General features: G+C 62.3%; 15 protein-coding genes. 7 read left to right on the forward strand and 8 right to left on the reverse strand.

The genetic code is table 11. The features are described from left to right. Positions 1-77 precede the first annotated feature (77 nt). Genes modA through K0F86_RS09585 form a run of 4 tightly spaced genes read left to right on the forward strand, consistent with a single transcriptional unit; the run spans position 78 to position 3,054 of the window. Positions 78-836, forward strand: a complete 759-nt coding sequence (modA, locus tag K0F86_RS09570; RefSeq protein WP_219134162.1) for a molybdate ABC transporter substrate-binding protein — start codon at positions 78-80, stop codon at positions 834-836. Between the two features lie 19 nt (positions 837-855). Then, positions 856-1,527, forward strand: a complete 672-nt coding sequence (gene modB, locus K0F86_RS09575) for a molybdate ABC transporter permease subunit (RefSeq protein WP_219134163.1) — start codon at positions 856-858, stop codon at positions 1,525-1,527. 17 nt (positions 1,528-1,544) lie between these two features. Next, positions 1,545-2,246 carry a sulfate/molybdate ABC transporter ATP-binding protein gene (locus tag K0F86_RS09580; protein ID WP_219134164.1) on the forward strand — a complete coding sequence of 234 codons (702 nt, stop codon included), beginning with the start codon at positions 1,545-1,547 and terminating at the stop codon, positions 2,244-2,246. A 40-nt stretch (positions 2,247-2,286) separates the two neighbouring features. Next, complete coding sequence (locus K0F86_RS09585) at positions 2,287-3,054, forward strand: TOBE domain-containing protein (RefSeq protein WP_219134239.1); 768 nt, start codon at positions 2,287-2,289, stop codon at positions 3,052-3,054. A 101-nt stretch (positions 3,055-3,155) separates the two neighbouring features. On the opposite strand, the gene K0F86_RS09590 is transcribed toward K0F86_RS09585, so the two are convergent. Further along, positions 3,156-6,230 carry a response regulator gene (locus K0F86_RS09590; RefSeq protein ID WP_219134165.1) on the reverse strand — a complete coding sequence of 1,025 codons (3,075 nt, stop codon included), beginning with the start codon at positions 6,228-6,230 and terminating at the stop codon, positions 3,156-3,158. 239 nt (positions 6,231-6,469) lie between these two features. Between K0F86_RS09590 and fnr the strand changes: the two genes are divergently transcribed. Next, a complete protein-coding gene (fnr, locus tag K0F86_RS09595) occupies positions 6,470-7,228 on the forward strand; it encodes a fumarate/nitrate reduction transcriptional regulator Fnr (RefSeq protein ID WP_071080086.1) in 759 nt (252 codons plus the stop codon). Positions 7,229-7,231: 3 nt separating this feature from the next. Here the strand turns inward: fnr and K0F86_RS09600 are convergent, their stop codons facing one another. The 6 genes from K0F86_RS09600 to ccoN all read right to left on the reverse strand — a co-directional run bounded on the left by K0F86_RS09600 (position 7,232) and on the right by ccoN (position 12,462). Next, entirely contained in the window at positions 7,232-7,756 is a 525-nt protein-coding gene (locus K0F86_RS09600) for a FixH family protein (protein WP_219134166.1), read from the reverse strand. 146 nt (positions 7,757-7,902) lie between these two features. Beyond that, positions 7,903-9,285, reverse strand: coding sequence for a cytochrome c oxidase accessory protein CcoG (ccoG, locus tag K0F86_RS09605; RefSeq protein WP_257572065.1), 1,383 nt, complete (start codon positions 9,283-9,285; stop codon positions 7,903-7,905). Between the two features lie 4 nt (positions 9,286-9,289). Next, a complete protein-coding gene (gene ccoP / locus K0F86_RS09610; RefSeq protein ID WP_219134167.1) occupies positions 9,290-10,210 on the reverse strand; it encodes a cytochrome-c oxidase, cbb3-type subunit III in 921 nt (306 codons plus the stop codon). Continuing rightward, complete coding sequence (locus K0F86_RS09615) at positions 10,203-10,403, reverse strand: cbb3-type cytochrome c oxidase subunit 3 (RefSeq protein WP_071080089.1); 201 nt, start codon at positions 10,401-10,403, stop codon at positions 10,203-10,205. The genes ccoP and K0F86_RS09615 overlap by 8 nt, the downstream gene beginning before the upstream one ends. Position 10,404: 1 nt before the next feature. Continuing rightward, positions 10,405-11,019 (reverse strand): cytochrome-c oxidase, cbb3-type subunit II, encoded by a 615-nt coding sequence (gene ccoO, locus K0F86_RS09620; RefSeq protein WP_219134168.1) that lies wholly within the window; start codon positions 11,017-11,019, stop codon positions 10,405-10,407. 15 nt (positions 11,020-11,034) lie between these two features. Continuing rightward, positions 11,035-12,462: a cytochrome-c oxidase, cbb3-type subunit I gene (ccoN, locus tag K0F86_RS09625; RefSeq protein WP_046681775.1), complete on the reverse strand. Its 1,428-nt coding sequence runs from the start codon at positions 12,460-12,462 to the stop codon at positions 11,035-11,037. Positions 12,463-12,708: 246 nt separating this feature from the next. On the opposite strand from ccoN, the gene K0F86_RS09630 reads away from it, so the two are divergent. Together K0F86_RS09630 and K0F86_RS09635 are read left to right on the forward strand one after the other, a co-directional pair. Beyond that, positions 12,709-14,844 carry a DUF3274 domain-containing protein gene (locus K0F86_RS09630; RefSeq protein WP_219134169.1) on the forward strand — a complete coding sequence of 712 codons (2,136 nt, stop codon included), beginning with the start codon at positions 12,709-12,711 and terminating at the stop codon, positions 14,842-14,844. Next, positions 14,844-16,316, forward strand: a complete 1,473-nt coding sequence (locus K0F86_RS09635) for a virulence factor (RefSeq protein WP_219134170.1) — start codon at positions 14,844-14,846, stop codon at positions 16,314-16,316. Before K0F86_RS09630 ends, K0F86_RS09635 begins: the two co-directional genes overlap by 1 nt. On the opposite strand, the gene ccoS is transcribed toward K0F86_RS09635, so the two are convergent. After that, positions 16,304-16,486: a cbb3-type cytochrome oxidase assembly protein CcoS gene (gene ccoS, locus K0F86_RS09640; protein ID WP_219134171.1), complete on the reverse strand. Its 183-nt coding sequence runs from the start codon at positions 16,484-16,486 to the stop codon at positions 16,304-16,306. The genes K0F86_RS09635 and ccoS overlap by 13 nt on opposite strands.

Genomic DNA, 16,486 nt, shown 5'->3' on the forward strand with positions numbered 1-16,486 from the left:
CGTGTGCCGTGGCAGAACGCTATATATAAGTGTATATTACGGTCCTTGTTCACCGTTCACTTTACAAGGATACGATCATGCGCCTCACCTCCCTCGCCCAACTCCTCAGCGCCGCCCTGCTCGCTACCGCCGCCACCTCCGCCTTTGCCGGCGAAGTGGTGGTGTCGGCCGCGGCCAGCCTGACGAATGCGTTCAAGGATGCGGCGCAAAGCTATGAGGCGCAATATCCGGGCAGCAAGGTGTCCCTGAACTTCGCCGCTTCGGGCGTGCTGCTGCAACAGATCGTCAAGGGCGCGCCCGTGGACGTGTTTGCTTCGGCCGACCAGGAAACCATGGATGCGGCGCAAAAGCAGGGCCTGGTGCTGCCGGCCGACCGCCAGGATTTCGTCAGCAACAGCCTGGTGCTGATCGTGCCGCACGATAGCAAGCTGGGCATCAAGAGCCTGGCGGATCTGACGCACAAGGGCGTGACGCGCGTGGCCATCGCCAATCCGGCCAGCGTGCCCGTCGGCCGTTACTCCGAAGGCGCGCTGAAGAAGGCGAAGCTGTGGGACGCCGTGCAAGCGAAGGCCATCGGCACGCAGAACGTGCGCCAGTCGCTCGACTACGTGGCGCGCGGTGAAGTCGATGCGGGTTTTGTCTACGCCACCGACGCGGCCATCATGAAAGACAAGGTGAACGTGGTGCTGGACGTGCCATTGGACGCGCCCGTGCTGTACCCGATCGCCACCATCAAGGGCAGCGGCAATGCGGCCGAAGCGAAGCGCTTCGTCAGCTACCTGCAGACGGCGCCGGCGCAAGCCATCCTGGCCAAGTACGGCTTCAAGAAGCCCTGATTTTGAGGTAAGCGTCTGCATGGATATCGCCTGGACCGCGCTGGCCCTGTCGCTCAAAGTTGCGGCCTGGGCCACGGCGCTCAATTTGCTGCTCGGCATCGGTACGGGCTATCTGCTGGCGCGCACGCGTTTTCCGGGGCGCGAGCTGCTCGACGCCCTGTTGACCCTGCCGATGGTGATGCCGCCCACCGTGCTCGGCTATTACCTGCTGGTGCTGCTGGGCCGGCGCGGGACCCTGGGCATCTGGCTGCAGGACAACTTCGGCATCAACCTGATCTTCACGTGGCAGGGCGCCGTCATCGCTTCCACGGTGGTCGCTTTTCCCCTCGTCTTCAAGCCCGCGCGCGCCGCCTTCGAGGCGGTCGATGGCCAGCTGGAGCAGGCGGCCCGCGTGCTGGGCCTCCCGGAAATGGCGATTTTCTTCCGCGTCACCTTGCCGTTGGCCTGGCGCGGCATTCTCGCCGGCGTGCTGCTGGGATTCGTGCGCGCGCTCGGTGAATTCGGCGCCACCCTGATGGTGGCCGGCAGCATCCCCGGCAAGACGCAAACCCTGTCGGTGGCCGTGTATGAAGCCGTGCAGGCGGGCCAGGACGACGTGGCCAATACGCTGGTCGTGATCATCTCCCTTGTGTGCATCGTGGTGCTGCTGTCGGCCGGCCGCCTGGCCCCCGGGCGCATCGCGCACAAATGACGCTGATGATGACGCCCATGCAACTCGACCTCGACATTCGCGCCACCTTGCGCTCCGGTAAACGCCGTTTCGACATGCACGTGCAATGCACCTCGAACAGCCAGCGCATCGCCGTGTATGGCCCCTCCGGCGCCGGCAAGAGCATGACCCTGAAAGCCATTGCCGGACTGTTTACACCGGACGCGGGGCATATCCGCCTGAACGGCCGTACCCTGTTCGATTCGGCCGCCGGCATCAACCTGCCGCCGCAGCAGCGCAACGTCGCTTACCTGTTCCAGGATTACGCGCTGTTCCCGCACCTGACGGTACGCCAGAACGTGGGCTTCGGCCTGAGCCGCGGCTGGTTCAACCCGCGCGTGCGCGAAAAATTGCAGAAGGTCGAGCATTGGCTCGACGCATTCCACTTGCAGGAACTGGCGCACCAGTTTCCCGACGAGTTGTCCGGTGGCCAGCGCCAAAGGGTGGCGCTGGCGAGGGCGCTTGTGGCCGAGCCAAACGCGCTGCTGCTCGACGAACCGTTTGCCGCCCTCGATCCGGCCCTGCGTGTCAAAATGCGCCTGGAGCTGAGCCAGTGGCAGCAGCGCCTGGACGTGCCCATGATCCTGATCACACACGATCCGGAAGATGCGCGCATCCTCGGCGAGCATGTGCTGTACTTGCGCGATGGGCAGATCGATAACAGGGAAGAACACATGGCATTGGGTGAACGCATTGGATAAATCAGCGGCAGCGGAAATCGGCCTGCAAGGCTCGGTATGGATGACGGTGGGCGGAGAAAATCTGGGCGGCGCCGGGCGGGTGGAATTGCTGGGCGCCATCGCCGAGTGCGGCTCCATCACGCAGGCGGCCAAGCTCGTCAAGATGAGCTACAAGGCGGCCTGGGACGCCATCGACGCGATGAACAACCTGGCTGGCGAGCCGCTGGTCGAGCGCCTGACGGGCGGCAAGGGCGGCGGCGGCACGCGGCTGACGCAGCGTGGGCGCCAGCTGGTCGATAATTTCCGTATCATCGAGCGCGAGCATGCCCGCTACCTGCGCCAGTTGGGCAGCCAGGCGGAAGGCATCGCCGACGATCTTTTACTCATACGGAGAATGGCCATGAAAACCACGGCACGCAATCAATTCCTGGGCAAAGTTGTTGAACTGAAACAAGGTGCCGTCAACGATGAAGTGACCTTGGAATTGCCGGGTGGACAGCACATCGTTGCCATCGTCACGCAGGGCAGCAGCGCCAGCCTGGGCCTGGTGCCGGGCGCGGAAGCGTTTGCGCTGATCAAGGCGTCGTCCATCATCCTCGTGGCGGACAGCGCAGGGGCGCGCTTTTCCGCGCGCAACCAGCTGTCCGGGCTGGTGACGCGCGTGCAGACGGGTGCCGTCAACACGGAAGTGGTGCTGGACTTGCCGCGCGGCGGCACGATTGCCGCCATCATCACGAACCAGAGCAGCACCGACCTGGGCATTGCCATCGGCAGCAGCGTGACGGCGATATTTAAAGCGTCCAGCGTGATTCTGGGCGTGCCCGCGTAAATTGGGTAGGTCGGATTAGCGGCGGCACGCCGCGTAATCCGACAATATTGTTGGCGAATCATGTCGGATTACGCGCTTGCGCGCTAATCCGACCTACTCTTTTAATCCTTCAGCCTGGACAACCAATCGGCCGCCGCCGCCAGCGCCAGTTCCAGTTCCTGCGCCGTGTGCGCCAGCAGGCTTGGCACCTCGTCCAGGCGGCCCGCGTCGATGGCTTCCTCGGTGGCGAACGCGGCGCGGATCAGGCGTTTCGTGCCCAGGGTGCCGACGGAGCCGCGCACGCCGTGCAGGATGCGCGCCACGTCGCTGTGGCGGCCCGATTGCAACGCCGTTTCGGCGTCGCGCACGGGCGTCATGCCCTTGTTCAGCGCGTCTTCCACCATGCGCCGCAGCACGCCGCGCCCCTTGGCATCGCGGCCCATCACGCGCATCAGCGGCGCCATGGAAAATACTTCCTCATCGGCAAGGGGCACCGGCCCGGCCGTCTGCACGGGCGGGCGCTTCGGCAGGTGGCGCAGGATGACTTCCATCATCTCTTCCACCACCACGGGCTTGGCGATGAAATCGCTGATGCCGGCCGTCATGCAGCGCTCGCGTTCGGACGCCAGCACGCCGGCCGTCATGGCGATCACGGGCAAGTTCAAGCGCAGTTCCGTGCGGATGATGTGGGTGGCGCTGAAGCCGTCCATGACGGGCATCTGCATGTCCATCAGCACGATGTCGTAGCGCAGCGCTTCCGTGCGCAGCCGTTCCACGGCTTGCAAGCCGTCGCCCACCACATCGAGGGTGGCGCCCATGTGTTCGAGGATGCCGCGCGCCACGGCCTGGTTCAAATGATTGTCTTCCACCAGCAGGAAATGCACGCCGGCCAGCTCTGTGCCCAGCGGCTGGTGCAGGATGCGCTGTTCGCCGCCGTCGTTCTTGGCGATCAGCGCCTGGTGCAGGGCATCGAACAGGCTCGAACCCGTGATCGGCTTCATCAGCACGACATCGGCCTCGGCGGCGCTGGAGATTTCCTCCAGGTGGTTGCGGGCGAAGGCGTTGACCATCACCACGATGGGCTGGCGCTGGCCGCTGGCCGCCTGGCGGATGGCCTTGGCCGTGGCCAGGCCGTCCATGACGGGCATGTGCCAGTCGGCCAGCACCACGTCGTACGGCTGCTGCTGCGCCAGGCGTTCGCGGTACAGTTCGATGGCGGCAAAGCCGGAGTCCACTTCGTCGGCCAGCCAGCCCCAGGCCTCGATCAGTTTGACGATCAGTTCGCGCGTGGTGCGGTTATCGTCGGCCACCAGCAGGCGCAGCTGGCCCAGGGCCGGCGTGCGCCGCGTTTCGGCCGGCTGCGCCAGCATCTCGAACGGCACGCTGAACCAGAAGCGGCTGCCCTTGCCTTCGCTGCTGGCCACGGCGATATCGCCACCCATCATGTGGATCAACTGCTTGCTGATGGCCAGGCCCAGGCCCGTGCCGCCGAAGCGCCGCGTGATGCTCTGGTCGCCCTGTGAAAAGGCGGCAAACAGCTGCTGTTGCTGCAGGTCCGTCATGCCGATGCCCGTGTCGCGTACTTCGAAGCGCAACCAGGCGCGGCCGTTCTCTTTCTCGGTCAGGCTGACGGCCACCACCACTTCGCCGCTCTCGGTGAACTTGATGGCGTTGCCGGCCAGGTTGACGAGGATCTGCTGCAGGCGCTGGGCGTCGCCCACCAGGCGGCGCGGCACGTCGGGCTCGACGGCGATGGCCAGTTCCAGCTCCTTTTCACCCGCATTCATGGTCATCGTCGTGGCCAGCGTGTTCATGACCTCGTCGAGGTCGAATTCGACGGGCGACAATTCCATGCGGCGCGCCTCGATCTTCGAATAGTCGAGCACGTCGTTGAGGATGCCCAGCAGCGACTGGCCCGCCACGCGCACCATGGTCAGATACTTGCGCTGTTCCGTATCGAGCCTGGTATTGCCCAGCAAATACACCATGCCCAGCACGGCATTGAGGGGCGTGCGGATTTCATGGCTCATGTTGGCCACGAAATCGCTCTTCGCCCGGTTGGCCGCCTCGGCCCGGTCGCGCTCCTGTTCCAGTTCCGCCGCGCGCGATTCGAGTTCCTGCTGCAGGCGGTCGCGTTCGCTCATCAGGCCGTTGAACGCTTCCGTCAGTTCGCCGATTTCGTCGCGCTGCTGCACCGGCACGGGGGTGAAGCGGCTGCCGCTGGTGTGCAGCGCCCGCAGGGTATCGCGCAGGCGTACCAGCGGCGACAGCAGGCGCACGGTGACCCAGCCCAGAACGGCTGCGGCCAGCAGCGAGGCGAGGGTGCTCCACAGTACCAGCCGGTACAGCACGCCATCGAACGGTTCGAAGGCGTCGTCGAGGGGCAGCGAGGCGGCCAGCAGCCAGTTCACCGATTTCAGGCGCTTGAAGCTGTTGACGGCCGTGATGCCGCGGCTGTTGGTGCTGACCATGGTGCCTTCGCCATCGTTCTTCAGCAGCTGGGTCGTCGTCAGGTTGGCGTTCGGCTGGCGTGGCTGCAGCAAGCGGTCGGTATCGGGGTGCAGCACGTAACGCGGCACGGCGCCGCGCGTGAGGATGAAGTAATAGCCGCTCTTGCCGATCTTTTCCGAACGCAGGCGTCCCAGCAGGTTGTCCTTGTACAGGCGCAGCACGCCGATCACCACGCCGGCCACCTGGCCATCGGCCGTGAGCACGGGCGCGACCATCTGCACGATGGGCATGCCGCTCGATTTGCCCAGCATCGGCTCGGTGATCATGGGCTGGCGCGTGCGCAAGACGGTCTGGAAATACTCGCGCTCGGCCACGTTGATGCCGATGCGGCCCGTGACCAGCGGCATGTCGGCCACGACGGCGCCGTGCGCATCGAGCACCAGCACGTCGTCGAACAGCACCAGCATCGCGCGGCGCGAATAGTATTCGCGCAATTGGGCGGGCTGGCCGATCAGTTCCGGCGGCTGCTGCCTGGCCGTCAGCGTGACGATCTGCAGCAGCATGCCCAGCTTGTCGTCGAGTTCGGCAGCGGTGCGGGTGATCAGGGCAGATTGCTGGCTCAGCAGTACTCGGGTGAAGTCGGCGCGCATGTGCTGCAGCTGGATCATGGTGACCAGCGCGATCATGGCGATCGAGGTCAGGCTGGTGGCCAGCGCGACTTTTGCTTTGATGCCGAGTGGCTTCATGATTTCCTTTTCAGTACCGGGCGGCACAGGCGGCAGATAATGCTGTCAGGAATTTTCCTATCAATGCCCCAGCTTGGCAAGCGCCACCGCGCAAATTGCCCTCCCCGCATGGGCTTTTGACGATGTTGCCATATAATCAAAGTCAGAACGTCGTTTATTCAGCGGAACTGCGGTGAAATTGGCACACGGCAACCCTGTATGCAGTAAACTTGTTGTTGCATTTTCTAAAAGGTACCGACATGACTGAAGCGCTACTCACTCCCACCATGCCCACAGTGACCGTGGAAGCGTTGCGTGCGCGATGCTCGACCTGCAGCATGCATCAATTGTGCCTGCCAATGGGCCTCGATGTGGGCGACATGGACCGGCTGGACCAGATCATCGGCCGCCGCCGCAAGATCGTGCGCGGTGCCTCGCTGTTCCGCATCGGCGACTCGTTCCAGAACCTGTACGCGATCCGCCTGGGGCACTTCAAGACGTACCAGATCAATCCGGGCGGCGAAGAGCAGGTGACGGGTTTTCAGATGGCTGGCGAACTGCTGGGCATGGATGCCATCAGCGCCGACCGCCACCACTGTAATGCGGTGGCGCTGGAAGACAGCGAAGTGTGTGAAATTCCTTTTTCCAGCCTGGAACAATTGCTGGGCAATATGCCGACCCTGCTGCGCCATTTCCATCGCATGATGAGCCAGGAAATCACGCGCGAGCAAAGCGTCATGCTGTTGCTGGGCAATATGCAGGCGACCCAGCGTTTTGCCGCCTTTATCGTCAACCTGGCTTCGCGCTATGAAGCGCGCGGCTATTCGGCCAGCAAATTTCAGCTGCGCATGTCGCGCGAGGAAATCGGCAATTACCTGGGGCTGACCATCGAGAGCGTCAGCCGTTTATTGTCGAAATTCAAGAAGGAAGGCTGGCTGCGCGTCTCCAACCGCGAGATCGAGATCTTGCAGCCGGCCAAACTGAAGGCCATTACGGCCGGTACCGACGTCTGCAAATAAGGCTTACAGCTCTTCATCGGCGTGCAGCGCGATGCTGCGCTGCAGCGGCCAGGTCCAGATGCCGGACAGGCGCCACTCGCGTTTGTCGTTTTCCACCAGTACTTGCCAGCGGCTGCGTTCGAGCATCGGCAGCGCTACGGAAAAATTGCCGGCCGCATCGGGCTGCACCAGCAGCTTGATATCCTTTTCCGGCAGTGTCGCATGCGCCAGATGCAGCTGCAACGGACCCTGATAAGCCTTGCCGAAGCTGTGCACGGAACCACTGAGGCGCGCTGACGCCACATCATAGGACAGGCTGGTATCCATGGCCAGGTCGCTGGCGATCGTGTCGCGCCGCAAGTCCTGGTTGATCGCCTTGCCCTGCTTGTAATAATCACCCACCACCAGCGCATCGGGCTGCGTAAACGCGATATACGCCATGCAGCTGCCGACGACCACGGACAGGCCGGGACCGATCATCAGCAGCCAGGGCCAGCGATGCTTGTACCACGGTGCAACGGGAGGTTGCAGTTTCAGACTGTCGGACATTTTGTTCTCCTTGGGGGCGGACCCTGTGGGTCTGACCCCAGCTTTTGCTTCCGGGTTGAAAATCAAGTGACCCTAACGCATGATTGATGATACCCCTACGGCGAAATACCGGGGTCGGACCCAGAGGGTCCGACCCCGAATCAACATCACCGCGGCACGATGAAGACCGCGCTTTCACGCACATGCAGCGACGGGTCGTCCAGCGAGTGCAATTCGATCGCAATCTTGTTCGACCCCTTTTCTCCCACGCCGTGCGGCACGCGCAGGCGGATCGGCCAGCCCAGCGTTTCCGTCGGCTGCAAGGTCACCTCTTCGCGCGTCAGCAAGGTCAGGCCCGGCAAGCCGGAAGCGCTGATTTTGAAATGCTGGGTTTGCTCGGACGTGTTCATGATCTGCAGGCGGTAGACGTTTTCGATCATGCCGTCTTCCACTTCGCGTCCCATCGAACCGCGGTCGCGGATCACGTCCATTTTCAGGGGCGTGCGCAGGGCCAGCGAGGTACACACGGCGATGATGATCAGGGCCAGGATGGAAGTGTAGATCAAGACGCGCGGGCGCATGGCGCGCTGGCGTATCTGCTTCGAATTGAAGTTGTTTTCCATCGCATGGTCGGTACTGTAGCGTACCAGTCCCCGTGGCCGCTCGACCTTGTCCATCACGGTATTGCAGGCATCGACGCAGGCGGCGCAGCCGATGCATTCATACTGCAGGCCGTTGCGGATATCGATGCCGGTCGGACACACCTGCACGCACAGCGTGCAGTCGATGCAATCGCCGAGCTTGTCGTTGTTGCCGGCCTTCTTGCTGATGGCGCCACGCGGTTCGCCGCGCTTGGCATCGTAAGTGATGATCAGGGTGTCCTGGTCGAACATGGCGCTCTGGAAGCGCGCGTAGGGGCACATGTATTTGCACACCTGCTCGCGCAGCCAGCCCGCGTTGCCGTAGGTTGCCAGGCTGTAGAACAAGACCCAGAACCATTCCCAGGGACCGAAATTGAGGGTGGTCACCGCCTGCGCCAGTTCCTTGATCGGCGTGAAGTAGCCGACAAAGGTAAAGCCCGTCCACAGGGCGATGGCGCCCCATACCAGGTGCTTGGCCGTCTTCTTGACGGCCTTGCGCACGGAGGGTCCCTGCTTGTCGAGGGCCATGCGCGCGCTGCGCGTGCCCTCGATGCGGCGTTCGACCCACAGGAAGATTTCCGTGTATACCGTTTGCGGGCAAGAGAACCCGCACCACACCCGCCCGGCAATGGCCGTGACGAGGAACAACAAATACGCACAGATGATCAGCAGGGCCGCCAGATAGATGAAATCCTGGGGCCACAGCACGACGCCGAAAATGTAGAACTTGCGCGTGGTCAAATCGAACAGCAGGGCTTGCCTGCCATTCCAGGTCAACCACGGCAAGCCGTAGAACGCCAGCTGGGTAAGCCATACGCATACCCATCGCCAGGTAGCGTAGCGTCCTTTGGCCTCGCGAGGGTAGATCTGCTCGCGGGCCGCATACATCTTGATGACTTGAGGTTCCATTACATCATTTCACGGGCGTCTGGGGATTCGACAGGCTCCAGACATACGCCGACAGCACGTGGACTTTGGACTCGCCGAGGAAATCGCTGAAGGCCGGCATGGTGTTGTTGCGTCCCTTGCGGATGGTTTCCATGATGGTATCGGCACTGCCGCCGTACAGCCAGATCTTGTCCGTCAGGTTAGGCGAACCGAGCATCTGGTTGCCCTTCGCATCGGCGCCGTGACAGGCCATGCAGGCGCCGAACTTGGCCTTGCCCAGCACGGATTTGACGGGATCCGAGGTGGAACCGGACAGGCTCAGCACATAATGGGCCACGTTCTCGACATCCTTTTCGGAACCCAGTGCGGCGCCCATCGGTGGCATCTGCCCATTGCGGCCGTGCATGATGGTGGTCTTGATGATGTCGGGATCACCGCCATACAGCCAGTCCTTGTCGGTCAGGTTGGGGAAGCCCTTGTTGCCGCGCGCATCCGAACCGTGGCATTGCGCGCAGTAGGTCAGGAACAAACGCTGGCCGATGGCTTGCGCCTGCGGATCGGCGGCCACCGTCTTCAAGTCCTGGCTCAGGTACTTGTTGAACAGGGGACCGTAGTCGGCTTCTGCCTTCTTCAGCTCTTCCTCGTACTGGCCCGTCGATTTCCAGCCCAGACTGCCGGCATAGGTGCCCAGGCCCGGGTACAGGAACAGATACGCCAGGGCGAAGACGATGGTGATGTAGAACAACCACATCCACCAGCGCGGCATCGGCGTATTGAGTTCCTTCAAGTCCTCGTCCCAGACGTGGCCCGTGGTGCCGTCGGCAGGCGCGCCTTCGACCACTTTGATTTTCGACTGCGAGTACAGCAGCACGCCGCAGCCGATGATGCCCAGCAGGGACAGCACGATGATGTAGATATTCCAGAAGCCATTGGTAAAGTCAGCCATGGTTGCGCTCTCCTTGTGCCGGCGCGGCATCGGCCGCGTAGTCGAGCGCCTCGTCGTCGAACGGCAGGCGCGCCGCCGCGTCGAAGTCGCTATTGCTGCGGCTGAACGTCCACCACAGGATGCCTACGAACGTCGTAAAGGAAACCACCGTCATGACGCTGCTGGCGCTGTCAAACAGGTTTTCGATTGCCATGCTAATTCCTTGTTTTGATTAATGTACCGAGGCCTTGCAGATAGGCGACCAGGGCGTCTTCTTCCGTCTTGTCCTGCAGCTGCGCCGGGCCGGCGGTGATTTCCGCATCGCTGTACGGCTGGCCCAGGCGTTTCAGGGCGCGCATCTTCGGCATGATGTCGTCAGGCACCAGCTTGGTCTTCGCCAGCCATGGGTAGGCCGGCATGTTCGACTCGGGCACCACGTCGCGCGGGTTGTTCAAGTGCGTGCGGTGCCATTCATCGCTGTAGCGGGCGCCCACGCGGGCCAGGTCGGGCCCCGTGCGCTTGGAACCCCACTGGAACGGACGGTCGTAGACGAACTCGCCAGCGACCGAATAGTGGCCATAGCGTTCCGTTTCCGCGCGCAGCGGACGCACCATCTGCGAGTGGCAGTTGTAGCAGCCTTCGCGCACGTAAATGTCGCGGCCCGCCAGGCGCAGCGGCGAATACGGCTTCAGGCCGGCGATCGGCTCCGTCGTGCTCTTCTGGAAGAACAGGGGAACGATCTCGACGGCGCCGCCGATGCTGATCACTACCGTGACCAGGGCGATCAGCAGCCAGGGGTTTCTCTCAATCCATGCGTGTGAAAATTTCATTTGCTTTCGCTCCTATCAGGCGTGCGCCGCGTTCAGTTCCGGAATGCGGGCGACGGGGAGTTTGCTGCCGCGCAAGGTCATCCAGGTGTTGTAGCCCATGATGCACATACCCGACAGGTACAGCAGGCCACCGGCCACGCGCACCACGTAGTACGGATACGTTGCTTTCACGCTCTCGACAAAGGTGTAGGTCAGGGTGCCGTCCGGATTGACCGCACGCCACATCAGGCCCTGCATCACGCCGGCGATCCACATTGCGGCGATGTACAGCACGATGCCGATGGTGGCCACCCAGAAGTGCACGTCGACCAGACGCGTGCTGTGCATCTGCGTGCGGCCCGCCAGGCGTGGCAGCAGATAGTAGATCGAACCCATGGTGATGAAGCCCACCCAGCCCAAGGCACCCGCATGCACGTGGGCAACGGTCCAGTCGGTGTAGTGCGACAGCGAGTTGATGGTCTTGATCGACATCATCGGACCTTCGAAGGTGGCGATGCCGTAGAACGACAGCGAGACGATCATGAATTTCAGGATCGGATCGGTGCGCAGCTTGTGCCAGGCGCCCGACAGAGTCATGATGCCGTTGATCATGCCGCCCCAGCTTGGTGCCAGCAGGACCAGCGAGAAGACCATGCCGATCGATTGTGTCCAGTCAGGCAATGCCGTGTAGTGCAGGTGATGCGGGCCCGCCCACATGTAGGTGAAGATCAGCGCCCAGAAGTGGACGATCGACAAACGGTACGAGTACACGGGGCGCTCGGCCTGTTTCGGGATGAAGTAGTAGACCATGCCCAGGTAGCCGGCGGTCAGGATGAAACCCACCGCGTTATGGCCGTACCACCACTGGATCATGGCATCCTGCACGCCCGCATAGGCGGAATACGACTTGGTGAACGAGGCTGGCATGACGGCGCCATTGACCACGTGCAAAATCGTCACGGCCAGGATGTAGGCGCCGAAGAACCAGTTGGCCACGTAGATGTGCTTGACCTTGCGCTTGATCAGGGTGCCGAAGAAGACGATGGCGTAGGCGATCCAGACGACGGCGATGAGGATGGCGATAGGCCATTCCAGTTCGGCGTATTCCTTGCCGCGGGTCAGGCCCATGGGCAGGCTGACGACCGCGCACAGGATCACCGCTTGCCAGCCCCAGAACGTGAAGGCGGCCAGTTTGTCGGAAAACAGGCGCACCTGGCAGGTGCGTTGTACAACGTAGTACGAGGTGGCGAACAGGCCGCAGATGCCGAAGGCGAAAATCACCGCATTCGTGTGCAGCGGACGCAAGCGTCCGTATGTCAGCCATGGTATGTCGAGGTTCAGGGCAGGCCAGGCCAACTGAGCGGCGATGATAACGCCAACCAGCATGCCGATGATGCCCCATACCACAGTAGCGACCGCGAATTGCTTCACGATCTTGTAGTTATAGTTCAGCGATTGATCCACAAAGACTCTCCCTGGAATTACTATTTATGATGGTGGCCAGAGAGTAAGTGTTTGACCGCGAAAAAACTTTGATGTGGATCAAAATTCCCCGGATGAAATAAGCGTAGCTAACTGACATCGAAATAAATTGTGATTTGGGTAAAAAAAGCCATGCAAGATCCCTGCAAGCGCTGGCTTGACATGGCGTAAAACGTGCGTGGAGGCAATGACTTAGAGTGGCTTGTCCAGACACGTCCAAGGCCCGCCATGGAAGACCCGGAACGCCGCGATTCGTTGAATGCCCAGGTAGACCTGGTCGTCGGAAAAGCCGAGGGCACGACCCTGTTCGATCACTGCAAGCTCGCTTGCCTGGTGCAGGCGCCGTCGCCGGGCATCGTTATCTTCGTGCATGGCGTCAATTCCGAGGGCGAGTGGTACCGCGCGGCCGAAGCCGGCCTGTGCGCCGGCCTGAACAAGCGCATGAAGCGCTGCGACGAGCATATGGCGCATGCCACGGCGCAGGGCGGGCAGCTGACGCCGGTGGGCTATCGGAGCGAACTGAGCGATGACGGCTATGTCGATCCCGACTATACGGCCAGCACCTTTATCGCGCCGCAAGCGCATTTCTCACCCGTGATCCAGTTCCGCTGGGGCTACAAGGCCAGCGACAGGGAATTGCAGCAATATGGCGATTCGGTCTACCTGAACGAACACGCTTACTGGGGCGGCGGCCCGTTCGCCAATGGCTGCTCATCGCTGCCGGATCTGTGGGGCGAGGGCCTCTCGGACGCCCTCTTCCTGTTCATCCATATCGAGCATCTGAATCCCGTCAACGACCGCATCGTGTATGCCTGCCCGCCGCGTCCCTACTTCGTGCTGGCCGCGCTGCGCCTGGCGCACCTGGTGGCGGCCATCCGCCGGCAGCAGGCCGACGTCCCGATCACCGTCGTTTGTCACAGCCAGGGCAATATGGTGGGCATGGCGGCCGCGTTTCTGGGCAATAAGATGGCCGAGGTGCAGGATGCGGCAGGCAAAAGCGGCCGTTGCGTGGCCGATACTTATGTCTTGTGCAACCCTCCGTACAGCCTGTTGCGCAGAAATGACACGGAAGGCTGGCTGCAGGGGCAAGTCAGGGATGTCGATGGCAATGTGGGCCGGCAAAGCGGCGAGGCGCGCCGCAAGACCCTGGCGGCATTTTTCGACATCGTGCGCGGCCAGGCCAGGGAGCCGCCCCTGTCTGCCGCCTTGGCGTGCATGGCCGCCAACGTGCGCCATGATTTCACGCTGGACAAGGACCGGGCCGCCTATGCCTGCGGCCCGCAGCCGACGACGCGCGGCCGCGTCACCCTGTATTGCAATCCGCACGATCAGGTGATTTCCGCCACGCCCATCCAGGGCATCGGCTGGTTGGGTCTCAGCGCCGAACAGATCAAGGCCACGCGCGGCGACGGCGTGTTTACCCAGCGGGTGTTCGCGCAAGGCTTTCCCGTTGGCCAGCACGGCGATTATGACTATTGGAGCAATCACTATCGCCAGCCCGCGCGGGGCAGCGCCGATTTCTGGCATCCGCATTCGCCGATCTCCAGATACGATCCAGACAAAGGCGTGCGCGCCAGCACCAGCGCGGCCGGCAAGGCGGCGAGCGTGCGCACGGCCGCCGCCATGTCGGCTCTCATGAAGATGCTGAAGACACCCATCAATGCCGTGCCGCCCGATGACTGGCACATCCCCGTGACGGCGCCCGCCTTGCCGGAAGTGTTTATACCGCAGGCCGTGCGCTTTGGCGTACCCAGCCTACAGTTCGATCAGGATATCGAGCCGCCCGGCACGCACCGCCAGGTAGGCAAGGCACGTCAGAAAGGCGAGCCGTATGCCGATACAAGCGTGGGCGGCACGCCGCAGGGCGACCGCGATACCGAGGCGGCATTGCGCTACGAAGACCATGCCCGCCTGCGCATGAAGGCCCGCCGCGAGAAGCTGGACGGCAATGACGGCAAGGCGATGATGGAAGACGACCTGTCCGCCGCCACGCCGGAATATTTGGAATGGCGCAAGCAGGAAATCCAGACGCAACTGGTGGCAACCTGCGACACGCATGCGACCGACCACTCCACCATCCTGACCAATTCCCGGCACGCGGAAAAGGCGCTGGCGTATGACGTGGCGATTGGGGTGGGTCATATCAGCGAGAAGGCGATGCTACAACTGCGCATCGCGGCAGATTGGCGTCTTTTAATTACTGGTAATGAAATGCTGCCATTGAAAATATTTCGTGAGTATTTTTTGACGGGAATGTTCAAGGAACTGCCATTGCTGGATTGGGTGAGCAGCAGTGGCAGCACGGGAAGCATGCCTTCTGAAATTGTGGATGAGCGCATGTACAAGCGCCCGGAGACCTCCTGATGCGCAACTTGATTGCTACTTTTCCTCGTCGGCTGGGCTGGAGCATGTGTGTATTCAGCCTTGCGTCTGGTATTGCACTCTGGCCGATATTGCAGACCGGGCCAATCGATGTTCCTTTTAAAGAAGGATTGCTGATGAAACGACTATTGTTGATGCCGGCATTGCTGGCGCTTGCCGTCCTTTTTCTGACCTCGGCCTGCGCCAGCAAGGCGCCAGTCGCGGCACCGGTTGCCGCTGTCGCCCCTGCTGCGCCCGCGCAGCCGTACATGGCGCAGGTGGTGGGCGTGCAGTGGCTCAATCCCCTGCAGCGGCGCGACTATCCGACCGAGTGGCAACTGTTGTGGACACTGGGCCTGGCCAAGCCAAACAAGGACGACAGCAAAGTAAAAGAGAATCCTGTGCGTTTTGGCAAGGTGCAGTCGATCGGCATGATTGCCTATGGTAATAATGGTAGCGAAACATTGGAAGGCTACCATCAGCAATACGTTGCCGAGTTAATTTATCGCTTTCGTGACATTTATTTTTCCAGCAAAGAGTATTTTTACAACGCCCATTCGCTGACCGACAAATCCACGCGGCGCGAACTGGCTGGCATCCACGTTGAGTACGCGCTGCCTGCCGGACGTCTCGATCCCATAGAAGCCGGAAAATATGTGCAGGATACAATCAGGCGCGCCTTCAGCATCGGCAATCCCTCCTTTCCCGATTCCTGGACCACGGCCACGCCGCCCGACGTGCGCGTCACCATGGGCGGCGCCAATGCGGGCTTTACGTCACTGGCGGCGGGCCTGGCTTATCTGCAGGCCAACCCTGACAAGACGGTGTGGGTGATGAACTGGGATGCGCCCAGTTATCCGCCCAAGGATGAGCAGATCAATGAAAACATGGTCTTGCTGGTGCTGGCCGGTCCTGGCTACAAGACGGACCGCGCGCCGCTGGCCTGGCTGGGCTTTCCCGCCACGCGCAAGGTCGCCGATTTCAGCGCCGACAAGGGACAGTCCCCGCGCGCCGTGCAGGCGTGGAGCGCTGCCATCGACGCTGCCGCCCGGAACGCGCAATTGAATGACGACGCCATCGGCTACGTCATCCACGATGCCGGCAGCACCTATCCTGTTTCGTCAGAGCGCATTGGTCCGCTGGCGCAAAGCCTGACGCAGCAATTGCCCGACTTCGACTTCAACAAGCAGACCTTCAACATGCCGGCGCTGCTGGGCGAGACGGGCGCGGGCACGGCGCTGACGAACGTGGCGCTGGCCATCGCCCATGCGAACCACGTGGGCCGGCCCGTGCTGGTGGCGGGCAGCAGCGATAGCGAGAGCGTGAGTGCCGTGGTGGTGGCGCCGCCGGCCGTCGTGCGGCCCGTCGACCACGAGCAGCCGTGGTTCCGCGCGCGCGGCGGCAATACCGTGTTTCTGCCGTGGTGGGGCCGGCGCTTCGATGCGCGGCCGGGCTCGCAGGGCTATTCGCGTTGAGTGGCCGGAGGGGCGGCCGCTTCCGGCGGCGTATCGTCGTCCTGCAGCACGCGCAGGCCCGGTCCGACGAGGTCGTCGAACTGGCCGCTGTCCGAGGCCGTGAAATACACCCACAGCGCGATGAAGACGACCACGACGCTTAAGGGGATGAGGAGGTAGAGTGCTTCCAT

Origin of the sequence: Janthinobacterium sp. UMAB-60 (assembly GCF_900095235.1) — a bacterium.
In the GTDB taxonomy this organism is placed as follows: domain Bacteria; phylum Pseudomonadota; class Gammaproteobacteria; order Burkholderiales; family Burkholderiaceae_D; genus Janthinobacterium.